We start from the raw sequence: 19581 nt of genomic DNA on the forward strand, positions 1-19581 counted from the left end.
GCGGCGGCGCCGTCGCTCGCCGGCGAGGCACCGTGGTCGTGGCCCGGGCCGGTCATTGCTTGCTCCCGGCCTTGTCTGCCGGCTTTGCGGCCGCTGCGACCGTCTTTGCCTTTGCCTTCGGATCGGCGATCACCTGCACCGCGGTACCGTCGCGCAGGGCGACCTTGCCGGCGGTGACCACCTGATCACCGGCCGCCAGGCCATCACGGATCTCCACCCACGGGCCCTCGGCGTAACCCAGCTTGACCGGAACGCGTGCGACCTTGCCTTCGCGCACCCGGAACACCGCCGGCTCACCGTCGTCGAGCAGCGCCAGGCGCGGCACCACCAGCGCATCGGCACGCTGGTCGTAATCAATGCGGATGCGCCCGAACATGCCGGGCTGCAGTGCGTGCGCGGCGCCATCGAAGGCGCTGACCACGCGAAACGTGCCGCTACCTGAGTCAACCACCGGCGCAATGCGATCGACGGTGCCGGTGAAGCTTTGGCCCTGCAACGCATCGGCGGCCAGCGTCACCGGCTGGCCGGCGCGCAGGGTGGCCAGCTCACGCTCGGGCACGTTGAGGGTGGCTTCCAGCCGCGAGTTGTCGACGATGCGGAAGATCGGTGTATTGATCTGCACGAAGTTGCCGGTCTTGATCGAGCGCGAGGCGATCACGCCGGAGATCGGTGCCACGACGGTGGTGTAGGACAGCTCCAGCGTAGCCAGGCGGTACTGCGCACGGGCGTTTTCCAGATCAAAACGCAGCTGGTCAACATCGGCGGCGCTGACCATCTGCTGGCCAACCAGTTTCTGTGCACGCTGGTAGTTGTTTTCCAGCTTGCGCATCTGCGCTTCGCTCTGGGCTACGGCCAAGCGTGCGCGGTCCGGGTCCAGGCGCACCAGCGGTTGGCCGGCGGTGACCCGCTGGCCTTCCTCGACCAGCACCGCCAGCGCCACGCCGGAGGTCTTGGCCACCACCTGCGATTCGGCGCGCGGTTCCAGCGCAGCGGTGCCGGTGTAGCTGGCGGCAACCGCACGATGGCTGGCCACGGCCACTTCGACGGGGACCGCGTCAACCTTCTTCTCCTCCTTGGTCTCGGCAGCCTTGGCTTCGGAATTGGGCCCTGCGGCGCAACCGCCCAGCAGCAGGGAGGTGGAGATCAGCAGTGCGGCAGCGCAGATTCCGCTGCGACGGCCGGACAGGAAGGTTGGGTGTGACATCGTCAGGTCCCTGGAGGATACGTGGACAGGTGTGGTAGCAAAGTAATTCACCACTTCACGGCAACACCATATCCCAAAGGTCATGGTGTCTTCACGCCGCTGGTCGGGCCACCCCCCATTTCAGCTAGATGAAACCTGAGGCTATACTCGGGGCGTTCCGTACCCCACGCCGGAACGACCAGACCCGAATCCCCGGAAACGACACCATGCGCCCGCAGCCGCTCGCCGCTTGTCTCGCTCTGGCCGTCCTCCTGCCCCTTGGGGCCGCCGCACAGCCCGCTCCTGCTCCTGCCACACCTGCCCCGGCCCCGGCTCCCGCCGCCGCCCCGGCGCCTGCCGCCCCCACCGGCAACTTCGACAATGGCCGTGTCCTTGCCTATACCTGCCAGGGGTGCCATGGCATCACCGGTTACAAGAACGCCTACCCCAGTTACCGGGTGCCGAAGATCGGCGGCCAGACCCAGCAGTACCTGGCCCAGGCCCTGACTGAGTACCGCCAGGGCAAGCGCAGGCATCCGACGATGCAGGCGCAGTCGATGAGTTTCAGCGAACAGGAGATCGCCGATCTCGCTGTTTACCTGTCCACCGTCAAGTAAGGCCCGCCCATGTCGAAAGCCGCGCATCCGATGCGTCACGCCATCGCCCTGTCCGTTGCCCTGCTGCTGGCGGCGTGTTCGCAGTCGCAGGTGGAAAACAGCGAGAAATCCGCCGCCGACCCGGGCCATGCCAGCGGCGAACACGGTTCATCGTCCTCCGCCGGCCTGCCGGCAGGTCGCGAGGCAGCAGGCGAAGCCCGCGCCAAGGTGAAGGGCAAAGCCACCAACCAGAGTTGCATCGACTGCCACGGGGCCGACGGCAATGCGCCGATCGATCCGACCTATCCGAAACTGGGTGGGCAGTACGGCGACTACCTGGCGCATGCGCTGCAGGCCTACCGCGCCGGTGACCGCCAGCATGCGCTGATGACGCCGCAGGCGAAGGACCTGAGTGATCAGGACATTGCCGATCTGGCGGCGTATTTCGGCAGCCGGCCGACCCAGCTGCGGGATCTGCACGGGGTCAAATGACCGCCGACCCCCGGTGGGTGCGGACCTTGGTCCGCACGGACCGCAGATTGGTGGGTGCGGACCGTTGGTCCGCACAGATTCGGATATCCACGCACGGCGTGGATCTACTGAGCCGAGCGTGGGCTCGGCTCTACATCAATCGGCGCAACCGTTGGCGCCGACCGATACTCAGCCTTCCAGCTCTTCCCAGCGCGCGTACGCGGCATCCAGCTCGGCCTGCACCTTGGCCAGCTGCTGCGTGTGCGCGGTCACTTCGGCACTGCTGCGGGTGTAGAACGACGGGTCGTTCATCGCCGAGGTCAGGCCTTCGACATCGCCTTCCAGCTTCTCGATGGTCTTCGGCAACTGCTCCAGTTCGCGCGCTTCCTTGTAGGCCAGCTTGCGCTTGGGCGCAGCCGGAGCAGCGGCCGTGGCGGCCGGTGCAGCTGCCGCCGGCTTGGCTGCCGGAGCCGCAGCAGGCGTCGCCACACTGGCCGCATAACGCTTCCAGTCGCTGTAGCCGCCAACGTACTCACCGATCACGCCGTCGCCTTCCATCACCAGCGTGGAGGTCACCACGTTGTCGATGAAGTCACGGTCGTGGCTGACCAGCAGCAGGGTGCCGGTGTAGTCGCCCAGCAGCTCTTCCAGCAGCTCCAGGGTTTCCACGTCGAGGTCGTTGGTCGGTTCGTCCATCACCAGCAGGTTGGACGGCTGCGCGAACAGCTTGGCCAGCAGCAGGCGGTTGCGCTCGCCACCGGACAGGCGGGTGATCGGCGCACGCGCACGTTCCGGGGTGAACATGAAGTCCTGCAGGTAAGCATGCACGTGCTTGCGCTTGCCGTTGAACTCGAGGAAGTCGCGGCCTTCGGCCACGTTCTCGATCGCGCTCCAGTCTTCGCGCAGCACCGCACGGTACTGGTCGAAATACGCGATCTGCAGGTTGGTGCCCGCATTGACCTCACCCTTGGCTGGCTGCAGTTCGCCCAGCAGCAGCTTCAGCAGCGTGGTCTTGCCGCTGCCGTTGGGGCCGATCAGGCCGATGCGATCGCCACGCAGGATGGTGGTGGTGAAATCGCGGACCATGGTGCGCTCGCCGAACGCGAACGAAATGTCCTTGACGTCGATCACCTTCTTGCCGGAGCTGACGCCCTGCGCGGCTTCCATCTTGACGTTGCCGCTGAGGTCGCGACGCTGCGAACGTTCGTTACGCATCGCCTTCAGGCGGCGCACACGGCCTTCATCGCGGGTGCGGCGGGCCTTGATGCCCTGGCGGATCCAGACTTCTTCCTGCGCCAGCAGCTTGTCGAAGCGTGCGTTTTCCTGCGCCTGTGCATTGAGGCGTTCCTCGCGGCGGCGCTCGTAGTTGGCCCAGTCGCCCGGCCAGCTGGTGACCTGGCCGCGATCGATCTCGACGATGCGGGTGGCCAGCGCACGCAGGAAGCGGCGGTCATGGGTGACGAACACCACGCTGCCGCTCCAGCCCTTCAGGAACGCTTCGAGCCAGTCGATGGCCTCGATGTCCAGGTGGTTGGTCGGTTCGTCCAGCAGCAGCACATCGGGGCTGGACACCAGCGCGCGGGCGAGCAGCACGCGGCGCTTCATGCCGCCGGACAGGCGGCCGAACTCGGCCTCCCCATCCAGGTCGAGCTTGGTCAGGGTTTCGCTGACGCGCTGGTCCAGGCCCCAGCCGTTGGCGGCGTCGATCTTGGCCTGCACGTTGCCGAGGGCTTCGCCATCGAAGACCTCGGCATGGCTGAGGTGGTGGAATTCGGCCAGCCACTGGCCCAGTTCGCCGAGGCCATCGGCGACGACGTCGAACACCGAACCGGCCGCGCCGTGTGGCACTTCCTGCTCCAGGCGGGTGACACGCACGCCCTGCTGCACGCGGACTTCGCCGTCATCGGGCTTGTGGTCGCCGGACAGCAGCTTGAGCAGGGTGGATTTGCCGGCGCCGTTGCGGCCGATCAGGGCGATGCGTTCGCCCGGCTCGATCGACAGTTCGGCCTTTTCCAGCAACAACGGGCCGCCGACGCTGAAGTCGACGTTCTGTAGGGTAATCAGAGGCATCCCCATAGTGTAAGGGCTGGGGAGGCCAGCCGGAATCGCTGCGGCAGCCCGCCTGCGATGCCGCAGCCTGCGCGATGCCGCTCGGTAGAGTCGACTGTTAGTCGACTGCTCTTCCACCAATGCCCGCGAAAAGCCCGCGCTGCGCGCGATAGTCGACTCCACGAGGTCGCGCCTACCCCACTTCCCCCAACAACACCTGCAACCCCGGCAGCCATTGCTTGCCCGGGTGGCGTACCAGCCACAGGGTGCGTTGCAGGGCGGGCAGCGGGGTCTCGAGCACGCGCAGGCGGCCCAGGGCCAAGGGCTCCTCCAGCGCGTGGCGCGAGAGGCAGGCCAGGCCGAGGCCGGCGATGGCGGCCTGCTTGATTGCTTCGGTATTGCCCAGCTGCAGGGTCTGGGCGAAACCGCGCAGGTGCGGCAGCAGCGCCTGTTCCACGGCTTCGCGGGTGCCGGAGCCCGGTTCGCGCAGCAGCCAGCGCGCGCGGCGCAGTTCTTCCAGCGCCCAGCGCGCGGGGGCGTCGGCGGCAGCCACGATCACCAGCGGATCCTGCTGCCAAGCGGTGACCTGCAGGCCACGCTCGTGGCACGGGCCTTCGATCAGGCCGGCGTCCACATCCAGGCGCTGCACGGCGGCGACCACGCCGGCACTGTTGTCGATGCGCAGGTCGACCTCGGCCTGTGGTGCCTGGCGCAGCAGTTCGGCGATGCGTGGCGGCAGCAGGTAATTGCCGATGGTGGTACTGGCGGCCAGCACCAGCCGCAGCGGCGCGCCCTGCGACGGGTCGCCGCCGGCGGCCAGCTGCCGCTCCAGATCGGCGGCGTTGACCAGCAGGGTGCGCGCCGGCTCCAGCAGTGCGCGGCCGTGCCCGTTGAGCGCCAAGCGGCGGCCGATGCGGTCGAACAGCGGGGTGCCGAAGTGCGCCTCCAGTTCGTGCAGCGCGGCGCTGCTGGCCGACTGCGAGAGCGCAATGGCCTGTCCGGCGGCGGTGGTGCTGCCGTGGTCGGCAATGGCGACGAATACCTGAAGCTGTCGCAACGTCAGTCGCATGCTTATTACCTTCTAGATAGGTAGGTTTCACCCATATTATTCGTTTTACAGGTCGGTCAGGCAGGCGCACGCTTGCCCCCATCCTTCCAGCCCTGCCCTTGCCATGAACGCCCCCGCTCTCTCCTCCTGGACCCTGCCTGCCCTGCGCCAACGCTGGCAACCGCGTCTGCCCGGCCTTCTGCTGGTGGGCCTGATCGCGGCGGCATCGCTGTACCTGGCCGAGCTTCCCTGGCTGCAGGCGCATGGCTTGAGCGCACTGACCGTGGCCATCGTCGCCGGCATCGTGGTCGGCAACACCCTTTACCCGCGGCTGGCACCGGGCAGCGCGGCCGGCGTCGGCTTCTCCAAGCACTGGCTGCTGCGCGCCGGCATCGTGCTGTACGGTCTGCGCCTGACCTTCCAGGACATCGGCCATGTCGGCGTCACTGGCGTGCTGATGGACGTGCTGGTGGTTGCCAGCACCTTCGGCCTGGCCTGCTGGCTGGGCGTGCGCGTGTTCAAGATGGAGCGCGAGGCGGCCATGCTGATCGGTGCCGGCAGCGCGATCTGCGGCGCGGCGGCGGTGATGGCCGCCGAGCCGGTGGTGCGCGGCCGCGCTGCGCAGGTCACCGTCGCGGTCTCTACGGTGGTGGTCTTCGGCACGCTGGCGATGTTCCTGTACCCGGCGCTGTATGCCTTGGTGCAGTCGCACGGCTGGCTGGCGATGGACGCGCGGCAGTACGGTCTTTTCACCGGTGCGACGGTGCATGAAGTGGCACAGGTGGTGGCGGCAGGCCGCGCGGTCAACGAAGCAGCGGCCGACACAGCGGTGATCACCAAGATGGTGCGGGTGATGCTGCTGGCGCCGTTCCTGATCGCGCTGTCGCTGTGGCTGGCCCGTGGCGGCAAGGCCAGCGCCGACGGCAGCAAGGCGCGCATCGTGGTGCCGTGGTTCGCGTTCGGTTTCGTGGGGGTGGCCGGTTTCAACTCGCTGCACCTGCTGCCGGCTGGCCTCCAGGCCGGGCTGGTGCAGCTGGATACCGTGCTGCTGGCGATGGCGATGGCCGCGCTGGGACTGACCACCCACGTCTCGGCGCTGCGCCAGGCGGGCCTGAAGCCGCTGCTGCTGGCACTGATCCTGTTCGCCTGGCTGTTGTTCGGTGGCCTGGCGATCCACCAGGGTGTGCTGGCAATGCTGGGCTGATCAAGAGCGTGCCGACCAGGGTCGGCACCCACATGGATGAAGACCCCAGAGCAGGGAGCGGCCGCGCGGACGGGTACAATGCGCCATGAATGACTTCTCGACCCTGCCGCTGAGCCCGGCCCTGCAGCCCGGCCTGGATGCCCTCGGCTACACCACCCTCACCCCCGTGCAGGCGCAGAGCCTGCCGGCCATCCTGGATGGCCGCGATGTGATCGCACAGGCGCCGACCGGCAGTGGCAAGACCGCCGCCTTCGGCCTGGGCCTGCTGCAGGCCATCGACCCCAGCCTGATCCGCGTGCAGGCGCTGGTGCTGTGCCCGACCCGCGAACTGGCCGACCAGGTCGGCAAGCAGATCCGCAAGCTGGCCACCGGCATCCCCAACCTGAAACTGTTGCTGCTGGTTGGCGGCGTGCCGCTGGGCCCGCAGTTGGCGTCGCTGGAGGGCCATGACCCGCACGTGGTGGTCGGCACGCCCGGCCGTGTGCAGGAGCTGGCACGCAAGCGCGCGCTGAATCTGGGTGCGGTGCGCACGCTGGTGCTGGACGAGGCCGACCGCATGCTCGACATGGGCTTCGAAGAGCCGATCCGCGAGATCGCCGGCCGCACCCACAAGGACCGCCAGAGCCTGCTGTTCTCGGCCACTTTCCCCGACAGCATCCGCGCCATGGCGCGCGATCTGCTGCGCGACGCGGTGGAAGTGACCGTGGAAGGCGCCGACCAGGCACCGGCGATCCGCCACCTGTTCTGCGAGGTGGAACCGGCGCATCGCCAGAAGGCGCTGGCCGGCCTGCTGCTGAAGTACACCCCGGAATCGGCGGTGGTGTTCTGCAACACCCGCAAGGACGTGGACGAAGTTGCCAACTCGCTGCAGCAGTTCGGCTTCTCCGCACTGGCTCTGCATGGCGACATGGAACAGCGCGACCGCGAGGAAGTGCTGTTGCTGCTGGCCAACCGCAGCTGCAACGTGCTGGTGGCCAGCGACGTGGCCGCACGCGGCCTGGACGTGGAAGAGCTGGCGGCGGTGATCAACTACGAGCTGCCGACCGACGTGGAGAGCTACCAGCACCGCGTGGGCCGCACCGGCCGGGCCGGTGCCAGCGGCCTGGCGATCAGCCTGGTGGCCGGTCGCGAGAAGACCCGTGCCGAAGCCATCGAAGCGCAGATGGGGCAGCCGCTGGACTGGCAGAAGACGCCGCTGGCAACCGCGCGCCCGGCCGAATTGCCGCAGGCCGCGATGCGCACCCTGCGGATCGACGGCGGCAAGACCGACAAGCTGCGCCCGGGCGACATCCTCGGTGCGCTGACCGGTGATGCCGGCCTGTCGAGCAAGTTCATCGGCAAGATCGCGATCTTCCCGACCCGCTCCTATGTGGCGATCGCGCGCGAGCAGGCCAACAAGGCCGTGGCCAAGCTGGAAGCCGGCAAGATCAAGGGCCGCCGTTTCCGAGTGCGGATGATGTGATTGAAGCAGCGTTGCCAACCCCGGTTGGCAACGATCTGACCTGGTAGCGGCCAACCTTGGTTGGCCCGTCCATGGCACCCGTCGCGAAAAGTGCTGCCAACCAAGGTTGGCAACTACCGGCTCCCGGCCATTCGCTCTGGTAGATGCCAACCTTGGTTGGCACCTGCCCTTCGATCAGAACACCAGTTCGGTGTGCAGCGGCAGATCCGATTCCCAGCGGGCGCGACCACCGAGGCCGTCCAGTTCGACCAGCACGCCGGCGCCGACCACTTCAACACCCAGGCGGCGCACCAGCGACAGCGCAGCGACCAGCGTGCCGCCAGTGGCCAGCACGTCGTCGATGATTGCCACGCGGGCACCGGCCGGCAGCGCATCGGCGTGCACTTCGATGCAGTCGCTGCGGTATTCCAGCGTGTATTCCTCGCGCAGCACCTGGCCCGGCAGCTTGCCCGGCTTGCGCACCGGCACGAAGCCGACGCCCAGTTCCAGCGCCATCGCGGCGCCAAGGATGAAGCCACGCGATTCGATACCGATCACCGCGTCCAGCTTCTGGTCGCGCCAGCGGTCGGCCATCGCGGTGATGGCACCGCGGAAGTCCTCGCTGTGGGCGAGCAGCGGCATGATGTCCTTGAAGAGGATGCCGGGCTTGGGGAAGTCGGCGATGTCGCGCAGGCGGGAGGCCCACTGCGGAGCGACGATGGCGTCGGTCATGTCACATTGGCTATCTGATGGCGGCATAGGGTACCTGTTCCGGGCGCCGCCTGCCTGTTGGGGGTATCGGCCGGGCTGCGCCCGGCACCTGCAGAGGCTTCAAGCCAAGGCAACAGCAAGAGCAACGGCAACAGCAGGATTCCTGTGGGATGGCGGGGTGGGTCCGGTGGCGGGAGACGCCGTAAACCCGTCCTTGGGGGCTTGGCCGCGGCATCCATGCCGCGGACACTCCCGCCACCGGACCCACCCCGCCTTCGACAGATTTCTGCGATCTGTCGCGAATCCACGCCATGTGTGGATGAATCTCAATCGAAATCGAATATTTCGAGAATTGAACGAAGAGCATCCACGCATGGCGTGGATCTACCGTGTCGACCAAGGTCGACACCTACCCACAGCAGCGGGAATCTGTCGGAGGTGGGGCGGTGTGGGGCTGCAGGACCGTTGGCGCCATGGATGGCGCCATCGAGCCCCCATGGACGGGTTTACGGCGTGTCCTGCAGCCCCACACCGCCCCGCCAGACCATCAACAATCCAGAGCCGCATTGGCTTTGGCTTTGGCTATGGCCTTTGCTTGCGCGGTGGCCTCTGCAGGTGCAGGGCGCAGCCCTGCCGAAACCCACCCTCAGGAACTGCAGGACAGCATCGAGCAGCCGGCGCGGTTGTCGGCCCACACCGGGCGCTTGCCGGCGAAGTGTTCCAGGCCGGCACGCTCGGTGTATGGATCGCGCAGTACGTCCTGCAACGCATGAATACCGCCGAGGTCGCCCTGTTCGGCGCGGTCGATCGCCTCCTGTGCCAGCCAGTTGCGCAACACGTACAGCGGGTTGGCCGCTGCCATCTTCGCCAGGCGTTCGCTGGCCGACAGCGGATCGCTGCGCAGGCGCGCCGCGTAGTCCTGCAGCCACTGCTGCAACGGTGCCTGCACCGCCTGCTGGCGCGCCTCGTCGTAGTACACCGCGTCCAGCACGCCCGCATCGGGCGCCACCGGATCGATCCGCATCAGCGCGCGCCAGGCCAGGGTCATGTCCATCCCGCCGTCCTGCATCAGCTGCTGCCAGCGCAGGTAGAGCTGCAGGTCGTCATCGTCGGCCGCGGCCAGGCCGAGCTTGTCTGCGGCGTCGCGGCGCGTGCAGGCCACGAAGGTGGACTGGTAAGCCGCCAGACCGGCCTGCAGCGGTGCGACATCGGCAAACAGCGGCGATAGTGCCTGCGCCAACCGGCTCAGGTTCCAGTACGCGACCTGCGGCTGGGTACCGAAGCGGTAGCGGCGGCCCTGCGCGTCGGTGGTGTTCGGTGTCCAGTCCGGATCGAAATCCTCGACCCAGCCGTAGGGACCGTAGTCGAGCGTGAGGCCGAGCACGGACAGGTTGTCGGTATTCATCACGCCATGCACGAAGCCGACGCGCATCCAGTGCGCGATCATCTCGGCGGTGCGCACCGCGATCTGCGCGAACCAGTCGCCGTACAGCGCCTCGCCCTGCCCTTGCAGTCCAGGGAAATCACGCGCGATGCAGGCATCGACCAGCTGCTGCAGCAGGGCGGTTTCCCCGCGCGACGCCGGCAGTTCGAAGGAACCAAAGCGCAGGAACGACGGCGACACCCGGCATACGATGGCGCCGGGCTCTGCACGCGGATGGCCGTCGTAGAACATGTCGCGCACCACGTCGTCGCCGGTACCCACCAGCGACAATGCGCGCGTGGTCGGCACGCCCAGGTGGTGCATGGCCTCGCTGCAGAGGAATTCACGGATGGATGAGCGCAGCACTGCGCGCCCATCGGCGCCGCGCGAATAAGGCGTGGGGCCGGCCCCCTTCAGCTGCAGCTCCCAATGCCGGCCATCCGGCGCGACCAGTTCACCCAGCGAGATCGCACGGCCATCGCCGAGCTGGCCGGCCCAATGGCCAAACTGATGGCCGCCGTAGTTGGCGGCCCATGGCTGCATGCCGGCGTACAGTGCATTGCCGCCAAACACCTGCGCGAAGCCTTCGCTCTCGACCTCAGCGGTATCGAAACCAAGCATCGCGGCGACGTCCGGTGCCCAGGCCAGCAGCGTGGGCGCCGTCACCGGGGTCGGCATCACCGGCGACCAGGCCGCGCCCAGCACTTCGCGCCGGCGCGGGCCGGATTCGGGGTCGCCCGGCAGGGTCTGCAGCAGGCGGTTGTCGAAACGGGGGCTGTCGGTATCCATGGTGCTGAAGATGGGGGCGACGGCCGCCCTCCTCAATTGCCGCTGAGCGCCTGCAGGTGGCCGCCGTGGGCCTCGGCACGCTGGTAGGCCGGGCGCTCGCCGATACGCTTGAGGAAGCCACGCAGTGCCGGCTTGTCGTCGAGGCCACCGCCGCGCGCGGCGGCAGCCTGGATCGGGAAGCTCATCTGGATGTCGGCCGCACTGAAGCGCTCGCCGGCGAACCATGGGCTTTCGGCAAGGCGGCGCTCCATCCAGTCGAGGTGCTGGCGCCGCTGTGGGCCGATGAAGCCACGTTCGGCCTTGTCGGCGATGCTGCGCGCGATCGGGCGCGCGAAGAACGGCATCGGCGCGTTGCGGATGCGGCCCATCACCAGGGTCAGCAGCAGCGGCGGCATCGCCGAGCCTTCGGCGTAGTGCAGCCAATAGCGGTAGGCGATGCGCTCGGCACCATCGGCCGGCATCGGCGACGGCGACAGCTGGCGCTGCGTGTCGTAGCGGTCCGCGAGGTAGTCGAGGATCGCGCCGGACTCGGCCAGTACCAGTTCGCCATCCTGCAGTACCGGCGACTTGCCCAGCGGATGCACGTTGCGCAGTTCCGGCGGCGCCAGCAGCGTCTTCGGATCACGCGGATAACGGCGCAGTTCGTAGTCCAGCCCCAGCTCCTCCAGCATCCACAGCACGCGCAGGGAACGGGAGTTTTCCAGGTGATGGACGATGCGCATGGGGATGATCCTTGGGGAGGAATTTCATCCTACCGCGCAGAGTGCATGCCGCTTGTAGAGTCGAGCTTGCTCGACTGATTTCCAGAGACAGTCGAGCAAGCTCGACTCTACAAAGCAGCGGGCAATAAAAAACGCCGGAAGCTTTCGCTTCCGGCGTTCTGGCTACCAAACGGTAGCAGACGGATTAGACCGCCTGCACCTGGTCAGCCTGCATACCCTTCTGACCCTGGACGGCGATGAAGGTAACCTTCTGGCCTTCCTGCAGGGTCTTGAAGCCGGTGCCCTGGATGGCACGGAAGTGCACAAACAGGTCCGGGCCGCTTTCCGGGGTGATGAAGCCGAAGCCCTTGGCGTCGTTGAACCACTTGACGGTGCCGGTCTGACGATCAGACATTTGACTAACTCCTGAAACACATGTTGAAAAAATCGCAGCCACCGGGTATCGGGGCCGAGACTGAGTTGCAGGCGTTGGTAAAGCGGATCGATGAGCGGATCGTGAGATCAACTGCACCAGGCCACGATTCACGGTGACCCTAGCAAACACAGTGGGACGAACGATACGCGTGTTTTCTGCAAAAAGCGATAGCCCGGACGTTCATGGGCTGGCCCCGCCCGCTAGACGTGACAAGGGCTGGCAGCCGATCGAGGCTAACCCCGAGTCCCCATTCAGGATTTTCCTACCCTACACTGGGTAAATGACTGAAGCTGAAACCCAAGCTGAACCCGCGCTCCCCCGCATCTGGGTGGACGCGGACGCCTGCCCCACCGTCATTCGCGACATCCTGTTCCGTGCCGCTGAACGCGTTGGCATCGAGCTGACCCTGGTCGCCAACCAGTGGATCCGGACCCCGCCCTCACGCTGGCTGCGCTCGATCCAGGTGCCCCAGGGCCTGGACGTGGCCGACAGCGCCATCGTCGAACGGGTCGCCGCCGGAGACCTGGTCGTCACCCAGGACATCCCACTGGCCGCGCTGGTGCTGGAGAAGAAGGCCGTGGCGCTGAACCCGCGCGGCCAGCTGTACACCCCGAACAACATGGCCGAGCGGCTGTCGATGCGCAATTTCATGGAAGAGCTGCGCGGCGCCGGAGTGCAGACCGGGGGCCCTCCGCCGCTGGGCCCGCGCGACCGGCAGCTGTTCGCCGCCGAGCTGGATCGCTGGCTGGCCCGACGCCCGGTTCGCTGAACGGCCCTATCCGCTCTGGCCGGGCAGGCACAGGCGCCGCTGGCTGCTGAACCGCCGTGGCTCCCCGCTCAATGGGTCATCGAAGGCCAGCCCCTGCGCCAGCAGCTGCAGGGGCGACTCGAACGTGTCATCCCGGCGCGGCCTCAGCTGCGGATACAGGTCATCGCCCTCGATGGGTGCGCCCAACATCGCCATATGCACGCGCAGCTGGTGCTTGCGGCCGGTTTCCGGCCGCAGCCGGTAGCGCCAGACCGGCCCTTCGGCCTGGATCAGCTCGATCCGACTGCGCGCATTGGGCTCGCCCGGCACTTCGGCCATGCGAAAGAACGGCTCCCCCGACACCAGGCGGCTGTCGCGCTGCAGCGGAAACTCCAGCCCGGGCAGCGCCGGTGCCAGCGCCTCATAGGTCTTCTCGATGCGCCGCTCGCGGAACAGCCGCTGATAGGCATCACGCGTGGCTGCCTGGGTCGAGAACAGCACCAGGCCGGCGGTCAGCCGGTCCAAGCGGTGCAACGGCGCCAGTTCGGTGTTTCCGGTACGTGCGACCAGGCGCGCCAGCAGGGTTTCGCGTACATAGCCACCGGCCGGCGTCACCGGCAGGAAGTGCGGCTTTTCGGCCACCAGCAGGTGCGCATCCAGATGCAGGATGGTCTCGGCGAAGGGAATCACAGGCTCGTCGGCCACTTCGCGGAAGTACTGGATGTCCAGCCCAACCTGCCAAGGCATGTCCGGCGCCAGTGCCCTGCCCCGCGCATCCTGCACACGGCCTCGGGCGAAACGGTCCTGCCATTGCGCGCGGTCGATGCGCGGGAAACGCGCGCACAGGCCATCGAGCAGGCTGGGCCAGTGGCCGGGCGGCAGCTGCAGGCGGCTGGGCAAGGTCATGGCGTCCACTCCGGCCACGGGAAAGAGCGCAAGAGTGCCACCGTTGACGCTGCGCAGACAGACCGGCAACGGACACCCCTGGAGCAAACCTCTATCATTGTCGTCTTTAGTCCACGGACCCCCCATGGCTCTCACCGCCACCATCCGCAAGGCCGAACTGCAGATCAGCGACATGGATCGCGGCTACTACGTGACCCACAACCTGACCCTGGCCCAGCACCCGTCCGAGACCGACGATCGCCTGATGGTGCGCCTGCTCGCCTTCGCCCTCAATGCCAGCGATCGCCTCGAATTCGGCCGCGGCCTGAGCACCGATGACGAGCCGGATCTGTGGGAACACGACTACACCGGCGACATCCTGCAGTGGATCGACCTGGGCCATCCGGACGAATCGCGCATCCGCAAAGCCAGCAACCGCAGCCGCCAGGTGCAGGTGATCAACTACGGCGGCAACGCCTCGGACATCTGGTGGAGCAAGCAGAGCAAGGGCCTGGCGCGCTTCGACAACCTTTCGGTGGTCGACCTCGACGGTGCCTTCGTCGAACTGTGGGGCCAGCAGATCCAGCGCGCCATGCGTTGGAGCGTGTTGATCCAGGACGGTGAAGTGCAGCTGCTCAACGACCAGATCCAGCTCGACGTGATCCCGAACTGGCGCAAGCGCGCCAAGGCATGAGCACGATCCGTTGCGATGTGGTGGTCATCGGCGCCGGCGCGGCCGGGCTGATGACCGCGATCACGGCTGGCCAGCGCGGCCGCCAGGTGCAGGTGATCGACCATGCCAACAAGGTCGGCAAGAAGATCCTGATGTCCGGCGGTGGCCGTTGCAACTTCACCAACACCGGCACCACCCCGGCCAACTTCCTGTCGGCCAACCCGCACTTCTGCAAGTCGGCGCTGGCGCGCTACACGCCCTGGCACTTCATCGAGCTGGTGCACAAACACGGCATCGCCTATCACGAAAAAGAGCTGGGCCAGCTGTTCTGCGATGTCTCGTCCAAGCAGATCGTGAAGATGCTGGTGGACGAATGCGAGGCGGCAGGTGTGCAGGTGCGTACCGACTGCAGCGTGCAGCGCATCGAGCACGGCAGCGACGGCTTCCGTGTCCACACCACACAAGGCCTGTTCCATTGCGCCTCGCTGGTGGTTGCCACCGGCGGCCTGTCCATTCCCAGCATGGGCGCCACCGGCTTTGGTTATGAAGTGGCCCGACAGTTCGGCCACCAGGTGCTGCCGACCCGCGCAGGCCTGGTGCCGCTGACGCTCAGTGGCAAGCACCAGGAACGGCTGGCCGATCTCAGCGGCGTCGCTCTCCCCATCGAGGCGCGCTGCAACGGAAAGAGCTTCCAGAACTTCATGCTGCTGACCCATCGCGGCGTGAGTGGCCCGGCGATCCTGCAGATCTCCTCGTTCTGGCAACCTGGCGACGCGCTGGAGCTGGACCTGCTGCCCGGCCAGGATGCCGGCGAGTGGCTGCGCCAGATGAAGCGCGAACGACCCGCCGCCGAGCTGCGCACGGTGCTGGGCGAGGTACTGCCGAAGCGGCTGGCACAGCGGCTGTGCGAACACTGGCTGCCCGACCGGCCCGTCCGGCAGCTGGACGAGCCGGTGCTGCGCCAGGCCGCGCAGCTGCTGGGCGCGTTCCCGCTGGTGGCCAGCGGCACCGAAGGCTACCGTACCGCTGAGGTCACCCTGGGCGGCGTGGACACCGCCGAGGTCTCGTCTTCGACGATGGAATCCAAGCGTGTGCCCGGCCTGCATTTCGTTGGCGAGGTGCTGGATGTGACCGGCTGGCTGGGCGGCTACAACTTCCAGTGGGCCTGGGCCAGCGGCCACGCGGCCGGTGGCGTGGTGTGAACCACATCGCCGTTCGATGCGTGCAAGGGGTGCGCGCATGGACGGTTCGGCGCGCATCGTGTATCTAGATTTGCAGATTGGGGAGCAGTGCATGCAGAACGCGAACGACATCACCATCCGCCTGCTGATCGTCGATGACAGCGGCGAAAATGCCGAGGCCATCGTCAGCACCCTGCGCAACAGCGGCATCGCGGTACGCCCGTGGCGTCCGCAGGATGCAGCCGAGCTGGCCCAGGTGCTGGCCGGCCAGGCCATCGACCTGGTGCTGGCTTCGCCCTCCCAGGGCATTCCGCTGCCACTGGTGGCCCAGCATATTGCTGCCAGCGGCAAGGACATTCCGTTGGTACTGCTGGCCGAGCGTATCGACGAAGACGAACTGGTGCAGGCCAGCAGCCACGGTATCCGTGCCCTCGCCCTGCGCCAGCGTTCCGAGCACCTGCTCGCTGTGGTCCGTGACCAGTGGGTGGACCTGCAGGCACGTCGTGGCCTGCGCCGCATCGAGGCACAGATGCGCGAGACCGAGCGCCGCTGCGATGCCCTGATCGCCTCCTCGCGCGACCCCATCGCCTACGTGCATGAAGGCATGCACATCCGCGCCAACGATGCCTATCTGGAAATGTTTGGTTACGAGCATTTCGACGACATCGAAGGCATCTCGCTGCTGGACATGGTCGCCGCCCAGCATGTGGAAGGCTTCAAGCAGCTACTGAAGGGCCTCAGCCGTGGCGAGGCGCCGCCGCCGCAGTACCAGCTTGATGCCCGTCACGAGGATGGCAGCGCGTTCCCGGCGACGATGGAATTCACCGCCGCCACCTACGAGGGCGAATCCTGCCTGCAGGTGGTGCTCCGCCGCCGCATGGAGTTCGATCCCGAGCTGGCGCGCGAGGTCGAGGACCTGCGCCAGCGCGACCAGGTCACCGGCCTGCTCAACCGCCCGACCTTCATGCTGCAGCTGGAAAGCGCGGTGGCGCAGGCCGGGCGCAGCGAGGGCCAGTTCGGCCTGCTGCTGATCGAGCCGGACCACTACGCGCGCCTGCTGCCGGACATCGGCCTGGCGTCGGCCGACACCCTGATCGGCGCCCTCGCCGGCCTGCTGGCCGAGGTAATTGGCGAGGACGCGCAGCTGGCCCGCTTCGGCGAACACAATTTTGCCGTGCTGCAGGCCGGGCCCTACGCGCAGACCGTGGCGCTGGCCGAGCGCATCCGCGAAGCCTACGCCGCACACGTCTTCAGCATCGGCGCGCGTTCGGCCACGGTAACGGTCAGCATCGGTGGCGTGCAGGTGGGCGAGAAGATCGCCAGCATTGGCCAGGTGCTGGCACGCGCCAGCGAATGCACGCAGGCCGCCGCTGAACTGGGCAACACCTGCCGCATCTTCGACCCGGCCGCCGCCGACCGCGTGGAGGAAGAGCGCGTGCTGCGCTGGGTCGCCCGTATCCGTGAAGCGCTGGCCGGTGATGGCTTCCAGCTGCACTACCAGCCGGTGCTGAACCTGCAGGGCGAGTCGCTGGAGCTGTATGAGGCCTACCTGCGCCTTGAGCACAACGGCGAGCTGCTGGGCCCGACTGCGTTCCTCGGCATCGCAGAGGAACACGGCCTGCTGGCCGACATCAACCGCTGGGTGGTGTCACAGGCCATCGCAGTGCTGGGCCAACGTGCACGCGAAGGCCATGCCACGCAGATGCTGGTGAAGGTGACGCCGGAATCGTTCGACGACCCGCAGATGATCGCCACCCTGCGACGCGAGCTGCAGGCACAAGGCGTGCCCGGCGAACGGCTGTGGCTGCATGCGCCGGAAGCGAAAGTGTTCACCCACCTGCGCAGTGCGCAGCAGTTCCTGGCCGAAGTGGCGCCCCTGGGCTGCCGCATCGGCCTGGAGCAGTTCGGTTCGGGGCTGGACTCGTTCCAGCTGCTGGCCCACTTCCAGCCGCAGTTCCTGAAGCTGGACCGCGGCTTCACCAGCGATCTGGCGGCCACCCGCGAGAACATCGACCGCATCAGCCAGATCACCGCGCGCGCGCAGGGAGCCGGCATCCGCACCATCGCCGAGTTCGTCAGCGACGCCAATTCGATGACGCTGCTGTTCAGTGCCGGCGTGGACTACGTGCAGGGCGACTTCGTTGGCCCCGCGCTGCCGGAAATGGGCTTCGAGTTCGGGTGACCCCTACCTGCAGAGCCGAGCCATGCTCGGCTGCCGGACTCAAGCGAAGCGCAGCCGAGCATGGCTCGGCTCTACACAAACGAAAAGGCCGGCTTTCGCCGGCCTTTTCATTGATCAGGTCATGTCGACCAGATTTTCGATCTTCACGTCCGGATTGACGTCGGCTTCGTAGTCAACGCCCTCCACGCCGAAACCGAACAGGCGCAGGAAGTCGGCCTTGTAGCCGGCCAGATCGCTGATCTCGTAGAGGTTCTCGTTGGTCACCTGCGGCCACAGCGCAACCACCTTGCCCTGCACGTCCGCAGCCATTTCCTTGTAATCGGCACGCAGGCGGCCTTCGTCATCGACCAGCGCAACGGTGTGGCCATCGCCATCGACCAGGTCGTGGCGCAGGCGATCGATCGCCACGCCGTCGGCCTTGCCGCCGTAGAGAATGTCGTACAGCACGTCGAGCTGCTCGATGCAGCCTTCGTGCGTGCCCTTCTCCTTCATCACCTTGAACAGCAGCGACAGGTACAGCGGCATGGTCGGAATGGCCGAGCTGGCCTGGGTGACCACGGCCTTCAGCACCGACACGCGCGCATCGCCGCCGATCTTGGCCAGCTTCTCGCGCAGGCCCAGCACCTTGGTGTCCAGATCCTTCTTGGCGGCGCCGATCGAGCCGTTCCAGTAGATCGCCTGGGTGATCTCTTCGCCCACATAGGTGAAGGCGGTGGTGGTGCAGCCGTTGGCCAGCACGCCGGCGTCGGCCAGCGCGTCGATCCACATCTGCCAGTCCTCACCGCCCATCACCGCGACGGTACCGGCGATCTCTTCCGGGGTAGCCGGCTGCAGATGGGTCTCGGTCAGCACTTCCTTGTCGGTATCCAGGCCACGCAGCGTGATCGGCTCGCCGATCGGCTTCAGCGTGGAGCTGATGATTTCACCGGTCTTCGGGTGCTTGCGGCGCGGCGCGGCCAGGCTGTAGACGACCTGATCGACCTGACCGAGATCAGCCTTGATCATCTCGATGGTCCTGGCCTTCACTTCATCGGAGAAGGCGTCACCGTTGATGCTCTTGGCGTACAGGCCAGCCTCGTCGGCGTACTTGTGGAACGCGGCCGAGTTGTACCACCCCGCCGTGCCCGGCTTGGTTTCGCTGCCCGGGCGTTCGAAGAAGATGCCCAGGGTTGCGGCGCCACTGCCGAAGGCAGCGGTGATGCGCGCAGCCAGGCCGTAGCCGGTGGAGGCGCCGATCACCAGCACGCGCTTGGGGCCGTTCTGGATTGGCGGGCGCGCGCGGATGTAGTCGATCTGCTGCTTGACCGCGGCCTCGCAGCCGGTCGGGTGGGTGGTGACGCAGATGAAGCCGCGGACGCGCGGTTTGATGACCATGGATACCTCGGGTTGGCAGATGCGGCGCGCGGGGCGCTCAGCAGGAATACGGGTGCGCGCCTGCGCGCGCGAACCGCAGGATCGTAGTGCGCGGGGGAAGATTGCACAACCGACGCTGGCGTAGGGTGGGGTTTCTCTTTGCAGGGCTGCGCCCTGCACCCGCTAAAAGCCAGTGCCGAAGCCACAGCAAAAAGCTGGTTTCCTGCGGGTCGGCGGGGTGGATCCGGTTGCGGGGGACGCTGCAAGTACGTCCATGTAAGCTCGGTCGCCGCATCCATGCGGCTCACGCCCCCTCAACCGGACCCACCCCGCCTTCGACAGATTTCCGCGATCTGTCAGGACGGCTTTCTGCTCTGGTGGGTGTCGACCTTGGTCGACACAGTAAATCTGATCCGAGTTTGATTATCGATATCTCACAGAAGTGTCGACCAAGGTCGACACCTACCGACAGCCACAGGAGTCTGTCAGAGGTGGGGCGGTGTCGGA

General features: G+C 66.9%; 17 protein-coding genes. 8 read left to right on the top strand and 9 right to left on the bottom strand.

Going from position 1 to position 19581, the window contains the following annotated elements; genetic code table 11:
* Nucleotides 1-52: 52 nt before the first annotated feature.
* Nucleotides 53-1204, bottom strand: a complete 1152-nt coding sequence (locus N5J73_RS18370; protein ID WP_049447848.1) for an efflux RND transporter periplasmic adaptor subunit — start codon at nucleotides 1202-1204, stop codon at nucleotides 53-55.
* Between the two features lie 206 nt (nucleotides 1205-1410).
* Between N5J73_RS18370 and N5J73_RS18375 the strand changes: the two genes are divergently transcribed.
* Nucleotides 1411-1800 (top strand): c-type cytochrome, encoded by a 390-nt coding sequence (locus N5J73_RS18375; RefSeq protein WP_049447846.1) that lies wholly within the window; start codon nucleotides 1411-1413, stop codon nucleotides 1798-1800.
* Between the two features lie 9 nt (nucleotides 1801-1809).
* Entirely contained in the window at nucleotides 1810-2271 is a 462-nt protein-coding gene (locus N5J73_RS18380; protein WP_049447845.1) for a cytochrome c, read from the top strand.
* Between the two features lie 168 nt (nucleotides 2272-2439).
* Here the strand turns inward: N5J73_RS18380 and N5J73_RS18385 are convergent, their stop codons facing one another.
* Nucleotides 2440-4320 (bottom strand): ATP-binding cassette domain-containing protein, encoded by a 1881-nt coding sequence (locus N5J73_RS18385; protein ID WP_279941269.1) that lies wholly within the window; start codon nucleotides 4318-4320, stop codon nucleotides 2440-2442.
* A 172-nt stretch (nucleotides 4321-4492) separates the two neighbouring features.
* Nucleotides 4493-5368 carry a LysR family transcriptional regulator gene (locus N5J73_RS18390; protein WP_049447842.1) on the bottom strand — a complete coding sequence of 292 codons (876 nt, stop codon included), beginning with the start codon at nucleotides 5366-5368 and terminating at the stop codon, nucleotides 4493-4495.
* 103 nt (nucleotides 5369-5471) lie between these two features.
* Between N5J73_RS18390 and N5J73_RS18395 the strand changes: the two genes are divergently transcribed.
* Both N5J73_RS18395 and dbpA read left to right on the top strand, forming a co-directional pair.
* Nucleotides 5472-6551 (top strand): YeiH family protein, encoded by a 1080-nt coding sequence (locus N5J73_RS18395; RefSeq protein ID WP_049447841.1) that lies wholly within the window; start codon nucleotides 5472-5474, stop codon nucleotides 6549-6551.
* Nucleotides 6552-6636: 85 nt separating this feature from the next.
* Nucleotides 6637-8013 carry an ATP-dependent RNA helicase DbpA gene (dbpA, locus tag N5J73_RS18400; RefSeq protein WP_049447840.1) on the top strand — a complete coding sequence of 459 codons (1377 nt, stop codon included), beginning with the start codon at nucleotides 6637-6639 and terminating at the stop codon, nucleotides 8011-8013.
* Between the two features lie 174 nt (nucleotides 8014-8187).
* Here dbpA and N5J73_RS18405 read toward each other — a convergent pair whose 3' ends face one another.
* The 4 genes from N5J73_RS18405 to N5J73_RS18420 form a co-directional block, all read right to left on the bottom strand.
* Complete coding sequence (locus N5J73_RS18405) at nucleotides 8188-8724, bottom strand: adenine phosphoribosyltransferase (protein ID WP_049447839.1); 537 nt, start codon at nucleotides 8722-8724, stop codon at nucleotides 8188-8190.
* Nucleotides 8725-9349: 625 nt separating this feature from the next.
* On the bottom strand, nucleotides 9350-10915 hold the full coding sequence (locus N5J73_RS18410; protein WP_049447618.1) for a protein adenylyltransferase SelO: 1566 nt from the start codon (nucleotides 10913-10915) through the stop codon (nucleotides 9350-9352).
* A gap of 32 nt (nucleotides 10916-10947) precedes the next feature.
* Complete coding sequence (locus N5J73_RS18415; RefSeq protein WP_049447617.1) at nucleotides 10948-11637, bottom strand: glutathione S-transferase; 690 nt, start codon at nucleotides 11635-11637, stop codon at nucleotides 10948-10950.
* 184 nt (nucleotides 11638-11821) lie between these two features.
* Complete coding sequence (locus tag N5J73_RS18420) at nucleotides 11822-12031, bottom strand: cold-shock protein (protein WP_004153307.1); 210 nt, start codon at nucleotides 12029-12031, stop codon at nucleotides 11822-11824.
* A 301-nt stretch (nucleotides 12032-12332) separates the two neighbouring features.
* Between N5J73_RS18420 and N5J73_RS18425 the strand changes: the two genes are divergently transcribed.
* Nucleotides 12333-12821 (top strand): YaiI/YqxD family protein, encoded by a 489-nt coding sequence (locus tag N5J73_RS18425; protein WP_010484520.1) that lies wholly within the window; start codon nucleotides 12333-12335, stop codon nucleotides 12819-12821.
* Between the two features lie 6 nt (nucleotides 12822-12827).
* On the opposite strand, the gene N5J73_RS18430 is transcribed toward N5J73_RS18425, so the two are convergent.
* Nucleotides 12828-13706, bottom strand: a complete 879-nt coding sequence (locus N5J73_RS18430) for a pseudouridine synthase (RefSeq protein ID WP_049447616.1) — start codon at nucleotides 13704-13706, stop codon at nucleotides 12828-12830.
* 124 nt (nucleotides 13707-13830) lie between these two features.
* Between N5J73_RS18430 and N5J73_RS18435 the strand changes: the two genes are divergently transcribed.
* From N5J73_RS18435 to N5J73_RS18445, 3 genes are all read left to right on the top strand, one after another.
* A complete protein-coding gene (locus N5J73_RS18435; RefSeq protein WP_049447615.1) occupies nucleotides 13831-14379 on the top strand; it encodes a YaeQ family protein in 549 nt (182 codons plus the stop codon).
* On the top strand, nucleotides 14376-15560 hold the full coding sequence (locus tag N5J73_RS18440) for an NAD(P)/FAD-dependent oxidoreductase (RefSeq protein ID WP_049447614.1): 1185 nt from the start codon (nucleotides 14376-14378) through the stop codon (nucleotides 15558-15560). The genes N5J73_RS18435 and N5J73_RS18440 overlap by 4 nt, the downstream gene beginning before the upstream one ends.
* Before the next feature lie 91 nt (nucleotides 15561-15651).
* Nucleotides 15652-17721 (top strand): EAL domain-containing protein, encoded by a 2070-nt coding sequence (locus N5J73_RS18445; RefSeq protein ID WP_049447619.1) that lies wholly within the window; start codon nucleotides 15652-15654, stop codon nucleotides 17719-17721.
* A 114-nt stretch (nucleotides 17722-17835) separates the two neighbouring features.
* On the opposite strand, the gene fabV is transcribed toward N5J73_RS18445, so the two are convergent.
* Nucleotides 17836-19095, bottom strand: coding sequence for an enoyl-ACP reductase FabV (gene fabV / locus N5J73_RS18450; protein ID WP_049447613.1), 1260 nt, complete (start codon nucleotides 19093-19095; stop codon nucleotides 17836-17838).
* Nucleotides 19096-19581: the final 486 nt, after the last annotated feature.

The sequence above is a fragment of the Stenotrophomonas sp. GD03654 genome (assembly GCF_029845105.1).
Lineage (GTDB): Bacteria > Pseudomonadota > Gammaproteobacteria > Xanthomonadales > Xanthomonadaceae > Stenotrophomonas > Stenotrophomonas africana.